Below are 15,220 nucleotides of genomic sequence, written 5' to 3'. Positions count from 1 at the left end.
TTGGTTCCAGCCCTGCCGAGTGGAGCCCCCCGATGTTCACCACCCGTCCGGAGATCCGCGGCACCTTCGGCGCCGTCGCCACCACCCATTGGCTGGCGAGTGCCGCCGGCATGTCGGTGCTGGAGCGCGGCGGCAACGCCTTCGATGCCGCCGTCACCGCCGGCTTCGTGCTGCAGATCGTGGAGCCGCATCTGAACGGCCCGGGCGGCGAGGTGCCGATCATCCTGAAGCGCCGCGACGCGGCCGAGCCACAAGTGATCTGCGGCCAGGGTCCCTACCCCATGGCCGCGACGCCGGAGCGCTTCGCCGCCCTCGGGCTCCGCCAGGTGCCGGGCACGGGGCTGCTGCCCTCCGTGGTGCCGGGCGCCTTCGACGCCTGGATGCTGCTGCTGCGCGACCACGGCACCTGGACGCCGCGCGCGGTGCTGGAACAGGCGATCACCTATGCCGCGGACGGCTTCCCGGTGCTGCCCCGCGTCTCCGCCTCCATCTTCGCCGCGAGCGACTTCTTCCCGGCGGAATGGCCGAGCTCGGCCGAGGTCTGGCTGCCCGGCGGCAATGTCCCGCGCCCGAACAGCCGGCTGCGCACGCCGGCGATCGCCGCGACCTATCGCCGCATCCTCGCGGAAGCGGCGGCCGCGGGTGGCGACCGCGTGGCGCAGATCGAAGCGGCGCGCGATGCTTTCTACCGCGGCTTCGTGGCCGAAGCGGTCGATCGCTTCTATCGCAGCACGGAGCTGATGGATTCCACCGGCCGCCGCCATGGCGGGCTGCTGACGGCGGATGATTTCGCGCGCTACGCCGCGCGGGTGGAGCCGACCGTCTCCCGCGTGCATCACGGCGTGCGCGTGCACAAGACCGGCCCCTGGGGCCAGGGCCCGGCGCTGCTGCAGACGCTGGCGCTGCTCGATGGCTTCGACCTCGCTGCCATGGATCCGGCCGGCGAGGAATTCGTGCACCTGCTGGTCGAGTGCATGAAGCTCTCCTATGCCGACCGGGAGGTGTTCTACGGCGACCCCGACGCGGCGGAAGTGCCGCTCGGCGTGCTGCTGTCGGACGATTATGCGGATCAGCGCCGCCGTCTGATCGGCGCCACGGCCTCGGAGGCGCTGGTGCCGGGCGACCTGCCGGGCGCCGCCGAGCGCATGCGGCGCGTGCTGGCGATGGCCGACGCCGAGACGCCGGTCGGGCTCGGCCATGGCGAGCCGACCTTCGCGCCGCTGCCGGTCGAATGGGGCGACACCGTCCACCTCGATGTCGTGGACCGCTGGGGCAACATGATCTCGGCGACGCCCTCCGGCGGCTGGCTGCAATCCTCGCCGGCGGTGCCGGAGCTCGGCTTCTCGATCTCGACGCGCGGGCAAATGGGATGGCTGGAGTCCGGGCACCCAAGCTCGGTCCGCCCGGGCACGCGGCCGCGCACCACGCTGACGCCGACGTTGATCACCCGCGACGGCGAAGGCTGGCTCGCGATGGGCACGCCGGGCGGCGACCAGCAGGACCAGTGGACGCTCGCGGTGCTGCTGCGCCACCTGCATCACGGCATGGGCCTGCAGGCGGCGATCGACGCGCCGCTTTTCACCAGCAAGCACTTCCCGCAATCCTTCTATCCCCGCAGCTTCGAACCCGGCCGGTTGCTGGTGGAGGAGCGCTTCGGCGAGGCGCCGATCGAAGGGCTGCGCCGGCGCGGGCATCGCGTGACGGTGGAAGGGCCGTGGTCGCTCGGCCGCGTCTGCGCCGCCGGCATCCGCGACGGCTTCGTCGTCGCGGCGGCGACGCCCCGGCTGATGCAGGCCTACGCCATCGGGCGGTAGAACGCGCGTGGAGTTCCGACGCCGTAGCGGTGCCTGGATTCGCGCCGCTGGGCTGCGTCAGAATGCGCGCGGCAAGGACTTCCTGCGCGCAGCTTCCGCGATTGCGGAGCGCGTCACGGCTCCGATGCGGAGGCCGCGGCGCGGGAAGAGCCGCAGCCACCAGGCAATGGCAGGCGCGGCAGCCAGCAGAATCAGCAGCAGCAGGGGAAAGCGGAGACCGGTGCGCGCGATGACCCCCGCCACGGGCACCGCGAGACCGTCGATCCACAATGGGCCGGGGATATGGAGCGCCTGGAGGTTCCGCAACAAGCCGAAGTCGATCTCCGCCGCAGCCAAATCCGTGCGCGCAAGCAGCCAACGGAGCGCCTCCTCCGCCGACGCGTCGAGGCTGCCGCCCACCTGCTGTCGCACACGCTCACGCGCCAGAACCGCGCGCACGCCGCCTCCCGCTGGCAGTTGATGGAAGCGGAGGCTGCCCGGCCCATCGGCCAAAAGGATCCGCTGGGCGTCGGGCACGCTCTGCAGGTAGCGCAGGATTTCCTCGCGCGAAGCAACCCCGAGTAGCGCCTCGAACCGTTGCGGCCCGGCGGCATCGAGGAGTTCGAGCAGCGCCGGCGTCTCGGCGCGGCCCAGCACGCGGGTCAGCACAGCTTGCGACAGGCTGCCGTCAAGCACCTGCACGACGAGCCGGCTCGTCTCCGCCGGCCGGGTTGCCGCGGCTGCTTCCAGCGGCCCCGCGATTGCGGCGAGGCGGACCAGCGCATCGGCATGGACCAGTTCGACTGGCGCCGCCGGCGCCAAGCGCCGCGCAAGCACGAGTGCAGCGGTCTGCGCGCCGTCCATTGCGCCGAGGCGGTCGAGAGCGCGACGCAGGAGCAAGAGCTCGTCCTGCGGGCTACCAGCCGCCAGGATGTGCGCAAAGGCGCGCGGAGCGTCAGTGCGATTTGCGACGTCGGCGGCATCTTCGGGATGTGCGCGGAACAGGTCGAGGAAGCGCCGGCCGTGTCGTTGCACGAGCTGGCGCGCCGAATCAGTCGGCAGGATGCGAAGTGCGAGCTCGACCTTCACGTCATAGTCGACATCGACGAAGTCCGCACCGAACACCGCAGGCACGGCAAAGAGGGTCTGCCGCAGGGCGGCGTCGCCACTGCGGGCGGCGAAGTCGGCGAAGCCGGGTGAGCGCATCTGTTCAAAGACACCAGCGTAGCGGCGCGCGACCAGCATGGCGGCCGCGTCGCGATCACGACGGAGCTGCGCCTCGACACCGGCGATCGCGGCGTCGGCGATCACCCGCAGTGTTGCCGGATCGCGGAGCGGGGCGACAACCTGGTGGATGAACCAGCTCTCCAATTCGTCCTGCAGGGCGGTACGTGTCGCCCGCCCGCCTTCCAGGACGAAGGCACCGATTGAGAGGGCGGCAATCCCTGCATCGAGCGCGATCCCGACGCCTGTCGCCTTGCCGGGCGACAGAGCAAAGATCGCAGCAGCGCGGCCGAGCGCCGGGCCAGCCAGACCGCCGCCGAGCCGTTGCAGCATCTGGCCACCAATCCGTCCCACCATCACGCGGCGCAGAGCCAGGGCGGCGCCGCCGGCGAAGAGCGGTACCGCAGACACCTCCCCGCCCATTCCGGGATCCGCCGCAGGCAGTCCGGCAACCTCGCTGCGCGGGGCTCGCGCCAGTCGCTCTGCCAGATCCGCCAGCACCAGGGCGCCGGCCCGCGGACCGAGCGGGTCGGCAAACTCCTCCCGCAGGATCTGGTTCAGCCTGGCGAGATTCTGCTCGTAGAGCGCGCCGATCTCCTGTCCGATCCGCCCCTGCAGGGAGCGCGCCAGCGTCTCCGCTGCCGCGGCGAGGCCCGCACGAGCCAGGGCCTCACGGAACTTCAGGTCCCGCTGCTCGGCGGAGAATGCATCGAGGAAGCCGACGCTGGCATCGATCTCGCGCTTTGCGGCGTCGACCGCGCTTCGCATGGGCAGCAACGCCGCGTCGATCTGAGCCGCGAAGCGCAATTCCAGCGCTTCGCGCTCGGCGCCGCTAAGCGTCCGGATGGCGGTGTCGATCCGCATCAGGGCACGGCTGCGCCGCGCATCGGCCTCCGCCATGGCGGCGAGCGTCAGCGGCGCCACCGTCTCGGCCGTTACCCGGGCAGACGGCGCCAGCGCCGCGAAGAACATCCCGGCGGCGAGCACCACGGCCAGCGGCCGCGCGGCGCGAGGGCGCCGATCGAGCACGCTGACTGCCGAAGTACTGGCTTTCTGCATCGTCAGCCCCTTACTGGCGGTGCCGCCAGCCAGTGAAGGCGGGCGGCTACAGGTATTCTAGCGCGCGTCATAGGCGTTGATGAACAAGGATCAACTCGAAGGCACTGGCGACCGGGCCAGGCCGGCGAGGACGGAAGCGCCTTCCAATCGCCCGCGCTCGCTACGGCTCAGCGAGCGCCCTCCGCGGTCTCCGCCGGCTCTGACGCCGGCGTGCGGTCGAGGCGTGCAGGGGCCGGTGTGCCAAACGCTCAACTACCGAATTCGTGTCGAAACCAAACCCGCATGAAATCCATTTTCCCTGCATCCAAAACAGGAGGACTTGCCATGAGCATGAGCAGCGGAATGTCGGACCGCAGCGGCGATGTCGCGCGGGACGAGACCACCAACCTGATCTCCTCGGACAAGGTCGAAGGCACCTCGGTCTACGATACCCAGGGCAACGACCTCGGCTCCATCCACAGCGTGATGATCGGCAAGACCGACGGCAAGGTCGCCTATGCGGTGCTGTCCTTCGGCGGCTTCCTCGGCATCGGTACCAACTACTACCCGGTGCCCTGGAGCGCGCTGAAATACGATACCAACCAGGGCGGCTACGTCACGGGCATGACCAAGGAGCAGTTCCAGGGCGCGCCGAGCTACGATCCGTCGGCCGACTGGTACAATCGCAGCACCGGCTGGTCGGCTGACGTCGACAACTACTACGGTCGACATGGCGTGATCGGCCACTGAGCAAGGCTATTCGCCGGCTGCCCGTCCAACGACAGGGCAGCCGGCGTTCCATTGTTCAGCTTCTCGCCAGGTGCCGCATGGCGCCGACCTCTCCAGCAACTGGCGACACTGCCTCCACCGTTCGGGCGCGTCAGGCTTTGACGGCGTCGTTCTGAACGACTCCCGCTCGCTCGTCGTCTCTTGACCAGGTCTCCGCCTAGGGCGGCGCGCCAGGGAATTCGACGATGCTGAGATCGAGCGGCAGCGCATCCCGCAGGCGCAGCGGCGGGTTGCGCGGCGTCAGGGTCATCGGCGACCCCGTCGCCTCGGCACGGTCGAAATCGGCGGTCCCCGCCTCATTCACCGCGGTGACGAAGAAGGCGTCGAACACATAGGGGATGCCGTCGGTGGCCAGGCTCGCCGGGCTGTCGGTCACCTGCAGGTGCAAATGCGGCGCCTGGCTGTTGCCGGAATTGCCGACCTCGCCGATCTGGTCGCCACGCTGGACGCGATCGCCGGTCCGGACCCGCAGGCTGTTCAATCGCAGATGGGCATAGAGCACGAAGGTGCCACCGCCGATGTCGAGCGTCACATAGTTGCCGTCCGCCTGCTCGATCGGCAGCCCCGCCGGCAGCGCGCCCGGCACCTGCTCCGGCAGCCCGTCCCGTGCTTCCACCACCACGCCATCGGCCACCGCCAGGACCGGATCACCGAAAATGTGGTAGCTGCGGACATCTCGGAGGTCGCCGACCACCAGGCGGTTCTGGTCGTCGATCCGCTCCCAGTCGATGGCGAAGCGCTGCGCCAGGTGCTGCCGGCCGCCGAGCGGCAGCAGCGCCCGCACATGGCGGACGGAATCGCAGCAACCATCGCCCGCCACATAGCCGGCGCCGCGCAGCGGCGGGCCGAGCACCGGGGGCGGCGTCGCGACGACGCCCGTCGTGGCGATCCGCATGCCCAGGATATTGCCGAGGCCTTCGAAGCTGGCATCGACCTGGTGCAGCAGGCCGGCCGGAACCGGCTGCCCTTCCGCCAGGGCGACATGCAGGAAAGCGACGCCGAACTGATGCGGGCCGAGCGTGGCGGAGGTGGCGTCCCGCCCGCCGCCCGGCGACAGGCGGGCGGCGATCGCATCCGGTCCCATCTCCAGCACCGCGGCGCCGCTGGCGCGGTCGAGCACCGCGATCCGGGTCAGGGTGACCGAGCGGTTCGTGACATTGGCGAAGCGGAGCTCATAGACCAGGTGCTGGCGCAGATCGGAGCCGCGCACGGCCCGTGGCACCGCCATCACCTCGCCAAGGAGCGGCGTGACCGGCGGATCGGCGGCTTGCGCAGAAGCAGCGGCGAGCAGCCACGCGAACGCCAGGAGATGGCGGGCGAGAGACATCGGACGCTCCCCAAGAATGCGCGGTGGCGGGTGGAGACCCGCCGGCCTGGCAGCGCGCCCGACGCTAGCGATCAGTGGCAATGCCGTCGAGCGACAGTTCGTGGCGCCAGCGCCACGAACCGTGCCCGGCGTTCAACGCGCCGGCGCGCGAAGCCGGCGTACCGGGCGCGGCAATCCCATCGTCTCGCGCAGCGTGCCGCCCGCATACTCCGTGCGGAACAGCCCGCGCCGCTGCAGCTCCGGCACCACCAGCGTGACGAAGTCCCGGAGGCAGCGCGGCATCATCGGCAGCCCGACATTGAAGCCATCGCAGGCGTCGCTCCGGTACCAATCCTCCATCTGGTCGGCGACCTGCAGCGCATCGCCCTTGAACACCACATGCCCCATCGAGGGCACGATGCGCTGATAGGTCTGGCGGATGGTGAGGTTCTCGCGCGTCGCCATCTCCGCGATCGCGTGGCGGTAGCTCTGCATGGCGAGGATCTCGCCGGAGAGATCGGGCAGCGGGCCGTCGATCGGATACGGGCTCAGATCCATCTCGACGAATTTCGAGAGATAGGCGACGCCGAGCTCCGGCCGGATCAGCGACTGCAGCTCGCCATAGAGTTCGTCGGCCTCGGCCTCGCTCCGCCCGACATAGACGGTGCAGCCCGGCAGGATGCGGAGCGATGCCGGGTCGCGGCCGAATTTCGCCATCCGTCCCTTCATATCGGCGTAGAAGGCCTGGCCTTCCTCCCTGGTCAGGCTGACCGAGAAGACGCCTTCGGCGAACTCCGCGGCGAGTTCCCGCCCCGGCTCGGATTGCCCGGCCATGAAAAGCAGCGGATGGCCCTGCGGCGGCCGCGCGACATTCAGCGGCCCCTGGACCGAAAAGAACCGCCCCTCATGGTCCAGGCGCTGTACCTTGGTCGGATCGAGATACTGGCCCGTCGCCTTGTCCTCGATGAAGGCATCCTCGGCCCAACTGTCCCAGAGGCCGAGGCAGACCTCGACGAATTCCCGAGCCCGCGCATAGCGCTCATGGCGCGCGACATGCTCGGCGCGGCCGAAATTCACGGCATCTCCGGCGTAAGATCCGGTGACGACGTTCCAGCAGGCGCGCCCCTTGCTGAGATGATCGAGCGAGGCGAAGCGGCGGGCCAGCAGATAGGGCTCGTCATAGGTGGTGGTGGCGGTCGCGAACAAGCCAATGTGCCGGGTGTGCTGGGACAGTGCGGCGAGCAGGGTCAGCGGCTCGAACACCGCGGGCCGGTCGGTCGGGCTGTTCGCGGCGAAGAGCGTCGGCTTGTCCATCTGCCTGACAGCATTGCCGTCGGCGAGGAAGAGCAGGTCGAGCTTGCCGGATTCCGCGAGTTTCGCGATCTCGACCGCATGGTCGAAATTCATGGTGTTCGGCCACCAGGCCTCCGGATGGCGCCAGCCGCCGAGATGGTTGCCGAGCCCGATCAGGCTCGCCATGAGGTTCATCTTCGGCCGCTGCCGGCCGTCGTCATCCGTCACGGTGCTGTCCTTGGCTCGAGCGGCAACAAGGCTAGGAATCGTGCGACGGCGCCGTCAAGCAGCCATCGACCACAGCGTCCGGATCTCTCCCGTATCCGGGGCGCGCGGCGCGTCGAGGGCCTCGGGCGCGATGCCGAGTCCCGTCACGCCATCGACGGAGAGGCAGCCGGCACGCGGCGCCCGCATGCCCGGCGGCAGCAGGTCATGGAGATGGTCGTGGAACATGTGGAACTCGACCCTGCCAGCATTCGGATGCGCGCCGCCGAGATGCAGGCTCGCCGCCTGCAGGACCGCGGTCGCGTGGCATTGCGGGGTCGCGGTCACGCCATGCGCCGCGGCTTCGGCGATCAACGCCAGCGCGCGGCTCGGCCCGCCGCAGAGCCCGACGCAGAATTGCAGCATGCCGACCGCCTTCTCGCGCAGCAGGCACTGGAAGACCTCGGGGCGGAACTCGGCCTCCGAGGCGATGACCGGCACGGATCCCTGGCGCTGCAGCATCGCCATGCCCTCGATATCGTCGAAGGGCAACGGCGCCTGCAAGCCGGCGACGCCGAGATCGGCGAGGCGGCGCGACCAGAGCAGCGCGCCGTCGCGATCGAGCTGATTGACCGCATCGACGAACAGCTCCGTCCGCGGCCCGATGGCCTGCCGCACGATGCGGACCCGTGCGTGATCCTCCGCGAAGGACAAGGCGCCGATCTTCATCTTCACGCCGGTGAAGCCCTGCGCGACATAGCCGGCCATCTCGGTAGCCAGCGCCTCGGGCCCCTTGCCGTCGACGTAGAGGCCGCCGCTCGCATAGACCGGCACCACGCGCCGCGTCCCGCCGAGCGCCGCATGCAGCGACCGGCCCTCGCGCTTCGCCCGCATGTCCCAGAGCGCCATATCGATCGCGCTGGCGACCGCGGCGCCGGCCCAGCCGGCCGCGGCGGGCAGGCCGCCGCTCAGCCCCATCGGATCAAGCGGGTCAGCGCCAAGAAGCAGCGGCGCCACCAGGCGAAGCCGTTCGAAGAACGCCGCGATGTCCTGCTGCCGCGACCATCCCTCCCCGATGCCGGTGATCCCATCGGAGGCGGTCAGCCGCAGGATGGGCGCGCGACGTTCCCGCCACCGGGAGACAGGATTCCAGGCCGCGCCCGACAGGGTCCGGGAGAACTCGCAGGCCGCGATCGCGATGATGCGCATGCGCCGTACCCTTCCATGCCCAGGCCGCGCCGGCCATGGAGCACATCCGGGCCGGGATCAGGCAATGGCCTGTTCGCCGGTGAGCATCGCGACCAGCGCCGCGAGGCTGGACACCGTGAGATCCGGACGAGCCTGCGCCGCGCCTTCGCCCGACAGCCCAAGGGCGCGGCTGGGGCGATTGATCCAGGCGCATGTGAGGCCGAGGCGATTGGCGGGCGTGATGTCCGCCCGCAGGCTCTGGCCGACATGGAGGATCCGCCCGCGCGGGATGCCCAGCGCCTCGAGATCCGCGATTGCCGTGTGGAAATGCGGCCAGTCCGGCTTGTAGGCGCCGACCCTCTCAGCGGTGACCAGGATGTCGAACCGGATATCGAGATGGCGGCAGGCGCTTTGGAGCGAAGCGTCGTCGATATTGCTGAGCGCGCCGATCTTCGCGTGCCGCTGCAGCGTCGCCAGCCCGACATGACTGTCGGCGTAGGCCGGCCAGGCATGCGGGGAAGCGGCGAAGGCGTCCCGCGTCGCCGCGTCGGCGGGGATGCCGAATTCCGCCGCGATGTGGTCGAAGCAGCGGCGCAGGATGTCCGGATAGAGATACGCCGGACGCTCCGCCTGGAACACCGCCCGGGCGCGGTCGAACGCCATCAGCAGTTCCGCATCCGATGGGGCGGACCTGTCGTGGCCATCGGCCCAGCGGCGCAGGAAGGCGACGATGGCGGGCTCCCAGTCGATGAGCGTTCCGAAGACGTCGAAGGTCACGGCGTCGAAATCGGAGAGGCGGAAGGGCATCGGGGGCTCCGTTCAGGCTCCTTGAAGATTAGCGATAATCGTTTATCGTTAAGATCGCAAGACGCCCCCATGATGGAGATCTTCCGCGTGCCGCACCCTTCCAGCGCAAGGCTTCCGGATGCCGCGGAGGCGCCGCGCCCGGCATCCGCCGTGGTGGCGGACGCACTCCGCCGGCAGATCCTGCGCGGCGCCTTGCCGGAGGGTGAGCGGCTGCGGCAGGACGCTGTCGCCATCCGCTTCGGCGTCAGCCAGATGATCGCCCGCGAGGCGTTCAGGCAGCTCGTGGCCGAAGGGGTCCTGACGGCGGAGGCCCGGCGCGGCGTCAGCGTCGCGCACATGAACCCCGAGGAGGCCTGGGAGACAACCCAGCTCCGGAGCCTGATCGAGGCGCAGGCCCTGGAATGGGCGATCCCCCTGATGACGAAGGCGGACCTCGCCATGGCCGAGCGGAGCCTGGGCGAACTCGACACGGCACGATCGACGGACCGGATCATCGCCCTGAACGCCCGCTTCCACGAGGCGCTCTATGCCCCGGCCCGCCGGGAGAGGACACTCGCGATGATCGCCACGCTGCGGATCAATTTCGAGCGCTACCTGCGCTTCACCTGGGACGAGACGGAGCATCTGGAGCAATCGCAGCAGGAACACCGCGCAATCCTGGACGCGTGCCGGCTTCGGGACGCGGCGCAGGCCTGCGCCTTGCTGAAGCAGCATGTCCGCGCGACGGGCGACCTGCTGGTGCAGCGGCTCCGGGCCCGGCGGGCCGGGTAGAGCGTGATGACTTGCGACCGATCGAAGCCACTTGCCGCCGCCGACGCGGCGTGGCTTGGTCGTGAAAAGAGACACAAAAGGAGAAGATCCGTGCCCGATCCGACCTTGTGGGGGTTGTTCGTCGTGGCGTCGCTGGTGCTGCTGCTGACGCCGGGCCCGGCGGTGCTCTACATCGTCGCGCGCTCGGTGGAACGGGGACGGGCGGCGGGGCTGGTCTCGGTGCTCGGCATCCATCTCGGCACCATCGTCCACATCGTCGCGGCAGCGGTCGGGCTTTCGGCCCTGCTCGTCTCCTCGGCCCTCGCCTTCGCGATCGTGAAGTATCTCGGCGCTGCCTATCTCATCTGGATCGGCATCCGCACCATCATGGCACGGGACCCTGATCCCGATGCGCCGGTGGTGCGCGCCGACTCGCTGCGCCGCGTCTTCCGCGACGGCTTCCTGGTCAACCTCTTCAACCCGAAGACGGCGATCTTCTTCCTCGCCTTCTTGCCGCAATTTGTCGATCCCGCGCGCGGCGCGCTGCACTGGCAGATCCTGATCCTCGGCCTCACCTTCATGGGCCTCGGCATCATGAGCGATGCGATGTTCGCGCTGGTGGCCGGGGCCGCCGGCGACTTCCTCCGCCGCAGCCGACGCTTCCTGCGCTTCCAGCGCTGGTTCGCTGGCACATCCTTCATCGGCCTCGGGGTCACCGCGGCGATGGCGACGCGCAGGTAACAGAGCTTACTGAGGCAGCTCGCGGGCGAAGCGGATCAGCGCCGCCGCGGTCGCCTCCGGCTGCTCGGGCAACAGGGCATGGCCGGCGCGCGCGACCTCCGCCAACGTGACGCGCGGCCCGAGCTCCTGCTGGAGCCGTGCCAGCGTCGGCAGCGGCGCGATGGTATCCTCCACGGCCGCGACATAGAGCACCGGCACGCGGTCAGCGACGCGCTGCCAGCTCCGGTCCGGGGTCGCGGCCGTCGCGGCGCGCTGCATCCGCGCGACCGCCGGATGCCAGCCCGTGAGCCAGACCCGGGCGTCGTTGCCGGGCGCGAAATAGCCGCGCTGCAGGTGGCGCAGGCGCTCCGCCTCCGGCAGCGCCGGATCGAAGCTGCCGTTGATCGAGGCGCGGATGCCGGGATCGATCTCGGTGCCGATGGACGCCGCCAGCAGCACGACGCCGCGCACCAGCTCCGGCCGGATCGCCGACAGCGCCCGCGCGACCCAGTTGCCGAAGGCATGGCCCGCGACGATGACGGGCGCCACACGGCCGCCGGCATCGGCCTCGATCGCCAGCGCGGCATCCGCCGCGAGGTCATAGAGGGTGAGGCCCTCCACCGGTCCCGCCGAGCCGCCGATGCCGCGCGGCTCCGGCCGGATGACGCGGAAGCCGGCCGCCGCGATCAGCGCCGCGAGCTGATCGAAATCCTCGGCACCTCGGGCGAGCGAGGGCAGCAGGACCACCGCCGGGCCGCTGCCCTGCGCCAGGACCTCGATCCGCACCGGCCCGCGCTCCACGACCCCGCGCTCGACGCCCTCGGCTAGGCTGGGCGACGCCGCGGCGGCGAGTGCCACGCAGGCACCGAGGACGGCATCGCGGATCGGCTTCGGAGCGCGGCGCTTGGTCATTGGACATTCCCCCGGACGCGCCGGTTGGCCGGCGCGCTTGCCCCACGACGAGTGCGCGCCGGCATCTCTGCTGTCAATAGCCCAGTTGATTGCCCTATGATTGCGTGGTCAGGCCGCCGGTAAAAGGCGCATGAGCTGGCCTTTCGTCTTATTTGCCCCTAGCTTCGACAGAGGTCGCGTGGCGCCGTCCGCGCCGCCGGAAGGGATTGATGGATGGATGCCACCACGAGGGCCGCGGCTGCCGGCGCGCCGGCGCTGGATCTGAACCGCAGCGCCGTGCCGCGCTACATCCAGCTCGCGACGCTGTTCCGCAACAGGATCGAGCAGGGCGCCTGGCGGACCGGCCAGCAGATCCCGACGGTCGACGATCTCTCCGCCGAATGCGGCGTGGCGCGTGCCACCATCCGCCAGGCGCTCGATCAGATCGAGAAGGAAGGGCTGATCGAGCGCTTCCGCGCCAAGGGCACCTTCGTCCGCGAGGCCACCAAGGAACGGCTCTGGTGCGAGGTCGAGACCGACTGGTCCGGCCTGCTGCGCTCCCGCGAAGGGGCCGAGATCGAGATCCTGTCCGACGCGCCGCTGCCCGAAGGCGCGCCCGTGCCGGAGGGCATCGGCCGGCCGGCACCGCGCTATCGCCACCTGCGCCGCCGCCACTGGCGCGGCGGGCAGCCCTTCCTGCTGGCGGATGTCTATCTGGATGAGCGGCTGCGGCCCAAGGTCACCGATGCCGACCTGCGCAGCAAGACCGCGCTGAAGCTGGTGGCCAGCATCCCCGGCATCCGGATCGGCGATGCCCGGCAGACGCTGACCATCGGCGCCGCGGATGTGGAAGCGGCGGCCGCGCTGAACCTGCCGCTGAACGCGCCCGTCGCCTATGTGCACCGGGCCGCCGTCGATGCGCGCGGCGTCAGGATCCTGGTCGCGGATGGCATCTATCGCGGCGACGTCGTGCGGCTGGATGTGAAGCTTAAATAAGCCCTCAGGCGCCGGGCGCGGCCTCCGGCCGCTTGGCTTGCGCGCTGTCAGGGCGCACCGGCGGCGACTGTCGGTCGCGCGCGGGGCCGCATTCGCGGCCCCGGGGTATCGCTTCGCTCACCCCGCAGGGATGGGTGGCGGCCTGCGGCCGCGTGGCTTTGATCCTCCGAAGCCTTGGCGACGGAGGATGGTGGCCGCTTGGTCCCGAACCAGTCAGGCGACCGGTCCGCACGCGAAAGCCTCTGGACAGCCGCAAGGGGGCGATCCTAAAAGGTCATAATCCTAGCTGATATGGCTAATGTTTGCCGGCCGTCACCGTGGAGGAAGCCGTCCTGTCAGAACAAAATCCCCTGCCCGCCGCACGCATGAAGCTGCACTGGTCGCCGCGCTCGCCCTTCGTGCGCAAGGTGATGGTGGCAGCGCATGAGCTCGGCCTCGCCGACCGCATCGACTGCCTGCGCACCGTGGTCCGCATGACGCAGCCGAACCTCGACCTGCTGCCCGACAACCCCCTCAGCAAGATCCCGACCTTGGTGCTGGCCGATGGGTCGGTGCTGATCGATTCTGTCGTGATCTGCGAATATCTCGACAGCCTCGCCGGCGGCGGCATCCTGTTCCCGCCATCCGGGCCGGAGCGCTGGCAGGCGCTCGCCCGGCACGCCCTCGGCAATGGGCTGCTCGACATCCTCATCCTCTGGCGCAACGAGCGTGACAAGCCGGAGCAGAGGCAGTCGCCGGAGCTGCACGACAGCTTCGCGGTCAAGACCCGCACCACGCTCGACCGGCTCGAAGCCGATGCCGCGGATCTCGACGCGACGCGCTACGGCATCGGCCACATCGCCATCGGTTGCTGCCTCTCCTACCTCGACTTCCGCTTTGCGGATCTCGGCTGGCGCGATGGCCACCCCCTCCTCGCCGGCTGGCACGAGAGCTTCCGCGCGCGTCCTTCGGCGCGGGCGACGGAGGCCGTCGATGCCTGAGGCGGCTGCCCGCACCGGCCCACTATCCCATGTCCGGGTGCTCGATCTCAGCCGGATCATGGCCGCGCCCTGGGCGACGCAGATCCTGGCCGATCTCGGCGCCGACGTGATCAAGGTGGAGCGGCCGGGTGCGGGCGACGACACCCGCGGCTGGGGGCCGCCCTTCCTGGCCGACGCCGACGGCAACCCGACGCGCGACGCCGGCTATTTCCTTGCGGTCAATCGCGGCAAGCGCTCGCTCACCGTGGATCTCGCGAAGCCGGAAGGCCAGGCGATCATCCGGCGCCTGGCGATGCAGGCCGATGTGGCGATCGAGAACTTCAAGCCGGGCGCCCTGGCGCGCTACGGGCTGGATGCGGCGTCGCTGCGCGCGGCGAATCCCCGCCTGATCCATTGCGCGGTCACCGGCTTCGGCCAGGACGGGCCGCGCCGCGACCAGGCCGCCTATGACTTCGCGATCCAGGCCATGGGCGGGCTGATGAGCGTCACCGGCGAACGCCAGGACGCGCCAGGCGGCGGCCCGCAGAAGGTCGGCGTGCCGATCGTCGACCTGATGACCGGCATGTACGCCGCGGTCGCCATCCTGGCCGCGCTGGCGCGCCGGGCGGAGACCGGCCAGGGCGAGACCATCGACCTCGCGATGTTCGATGTGCAGGCCGCCTTCCTGGCGAACCAGGCGATGAACTGGCTGGTCGGCGGCCGCACGCCGCAGCAGGGCGGCAACCGCCATCCCAATATCCAGCCGCAGGACGTGTTCCCCTGCGCGGATGGGCAGATCGTGCTCGCGGTCGGCAATGACGGCCAGTTCGCCAAGCTTTGCGCGGCGATCGGCCGGCCGGAATGGGCGACCGATGAACGCTTCGCCCGCAACGCCGCGCGCGTGCAGAACGGCGCGGCGCTGTCGGCGCTGCTGGCCGAGCGCTTCCAAGACTTCGCCAAAACCGACCTCACCGCGGCGCTGGAGGTGGCGGGCGTGCCCTGCGCACCCATCAACACCATCGCGCAGGTCTTCGAGGATCCGCAGATGATCCATCGCCAAATGCTGCGGCGCCTGCCGCACCCGGCCGCCGGCAGCGTGCCGCAGGTGGTCAGCCCGATGAACTTCGCCGAGGCGCCGCTCGCCTTCGAACGCGCACCCCCGCTGCTCGGCCAGCACACCGACGAGATCCTGCGCGAGATCGGCTTCGGCGAGGCCGAGATCGCCGCGCTCTCCGCGGCCCAGGTGATCTGAGAGAGGTTCG

General features: G+C 70.2%; 13 protein-coding genes. 7 read left to right on the top strand and 6 right to left on the bottom strand.

What is annotated here, in order from left to right:
• Positions 1-32 precede the first annotated feature (32 nt).
• Positions 33-1,814 carry a gamma-glutamyltransferase family protein gene (locus tag GXW71_RS05615; RefSeq protein WP_211851426.1) on the top strand — a complete coding sequence of 594 codons (1,782 nt, stop codon included), beginning with the start codon at positions 33-35 and terminating at the stop codon, positions 1,812-1,814.
• A 57-nt stretch (positions 1,815-1,871) separates the two neighbouring features.
• Here GXW71_RS05615 and GXW71_RS05610 read toward each other — a convergent pair whose 3' ends face one another.
• Entirely contained in the window at positions 1,872-4,076 is a 2,205-nt protein-coding gene (locus tag GXW71_RS05610) for a hypothetical protein (protein WP_211851425.1), read from the bottom strand.
• A 324-nt stretch (positions 4,077-4,400) separates the two neighbouring features.
• On the opposite strand from GXW71_RS05610, the gene GXW71_RS05605 reads away from it, so the two are divergent.
• Positions 4,401-4,805: a PRC-barrel domain-containing protein gene (locus GXW71_RS05605; protein ID WP_246526312.1), complete on the top strand. Its 405-nt coding sequence runs from the start codon at positions 4,401-4,403 to the stop codon at positions 4,803-4,805.
• Between the two features lie 196 nt (positions 4,806-5,001).
• On the opposite strand, the gene GXW71_RS05600 is transcribed toward GXW71_RS05605, so the two are convergent.
• From GXW71_RS05600 to GXW71_RS05585, 4 genes are all read right to left on the bottom strand, one after another.
• A complete protein-coding gene (locus GXW71_RS05600; RefSeq protein ID WP_211851424.1) occupies positions 5,002-6,171 on the bottom strand; it encodes a M23 family metallopeptidase in 1,170 nt (389 codons plus the stop codon).
• 132 nt (positions 6,172-6,303) lie between these two features.
• On the bottom strand, positions 6,304-7,671 hold the full coding sequence (locus tag GXW71_RS05595; protein WP_367617250.1) for an LLM class flavin-dependent oxidoreductase: 1,368 nt from the start codon (positions 7,669-7,671) through the stop codon (positions 6,304-6,306).
• A 54-nt stretch (positions 7,672-7,725) separates the two neighbouring features.
• Complete coding sequence (locus tag GXW71_RS05590) at positions 7,726-8,856, bottom strand: mandelate racemase/muconate lactonizing enzyme family protein (RefSeq protein WP_211851423.1); 1,131 nt, start codon at positions 8,854-8,856, stop codon at positions 7,726-7,728.
• A 57-nt stretch (positions 8,857-8,913) separates the two neighbouring features.
• The gene (locus GXW71_RS05585) at positions 8,914-9,642 is read right to left on the bottom strand and encodes an HAD-IA family hydrolase (RefSeq protein ID WP_211851422.1); all 729 of its coding nucleotides are present in this window, start codon (positions 9,640-9,642) and stop codon (positions 8,914-8,916) included.
• Between the two features lie 69 nt (positions 9,643-9,711).
• On the opposite strand from GXW71_RS05585, the gene GXW71_RS05580 reads away from it, so the two are divergent.
• Both GXW71_RS05580 and GXW71_RS05575 read left to right on the top strand, forming a co-directional pair.
• Positions 9,712-10,413: a GntR family transcriptional regulator gene (locus tag GXW71_RS05580; RefSeq protein WP_211851421.1), complete on the top strand. Its 702-nt coding sequence runs from the start codon at positions 9,712-9,714 to the stop codon at positions 10,411-10,413.
• Between the two features lie 90 nt (positions 10,414-10,503).
• Entirely contained in the window at positions 10,504-11,133 is a 630-nt protein-coding gene (locus GXW71_RS05575; RefSeq protein ID WP_211851420.1) for a LysE family translocator, read from the top strand.
• A gap of 6 nt (positions 11,134-11,139) precedes the next feature.
• On the opposite strand, the gene GXW71_RS05570 is transcribed toward GXW71_RS05575, so the two are convergent.
• Positions 11,140-12,024 (bottom strand): alpha/beta fold hydrolase, encoded by an 885-nt coding sequence (locus GXW71_RS05570; RefSeq protein ID WP_211851419.1) that lies wholly within the window; start codon positions 12,022-12,024, stop codon positions 11,140-11,142.
• Positions 12,025-12,237: 213 nt separating this feature from the next.
• On the opposite strand from GXW71_RS05570, the gene GXW71_RS05565 reads away from it, so the two are divergent.
• The 3 genes from GXW71_RS05565 to GXW71_RS05555 all read left to right on the top strand — a co-directional run bounded on the left by GXW71_RS05565 (position 12,238) and on the right by GXW71_RS05555 (position 15,210).
• A complete protein-coding gene (locus GXW71_RS05565) occupies positions 12,238-12,999 on the top strand; it encodes a GntR family transcriptional regulator (RefSeq protein WP_211851418.1) in 762 nt (253 codons plus the stop codon).
• A 302-nt stretch (positions 13,000-13,301) separates the two neighbouring features.
• On the top strand, positions 13,302-13,979 hold the full coding sequence (locus tag GXW71_RS05560; protein WP_246526310.1) for a glutathione S-transferase family protein: 678 nt from the start codon (positions 13,302-13,304) through the stop codon (positions 13,977-13,979).
• Entirely contained in the window at positions 13,972-15,210 is a 1,239-nt protein-coding gene (locus GXW71_RS05555; RefSeq protein WP_211851417.1) for a CaiB/BaiF CoA transferase family protein, read from the top strand. The genes GXW71_RS05560 and GXW71_RS05555 overlap by 8 nt, the downstream gene beginning before the upstream one ends.
• Positions 15,211-15,220: the final 10 nt, after the last annotated feature.

It is taken from the genome of Plastoroseomonas hellenica (assembly GCF_018129085.1).
Taxonomy (GTDB): domain Bacteria; phylum Pseudomonadota; class Alphaproteobacteria; order Acetobacterales; family Acetobacteraceae; genus Plastoroseomonas; species Plastoroseomonas hellenica.
The sequence above is the reverse complement of the archived record's forward strand: the minus strand, read 5'-3'. Positions and strand labels throughout refer to the sequence as shown.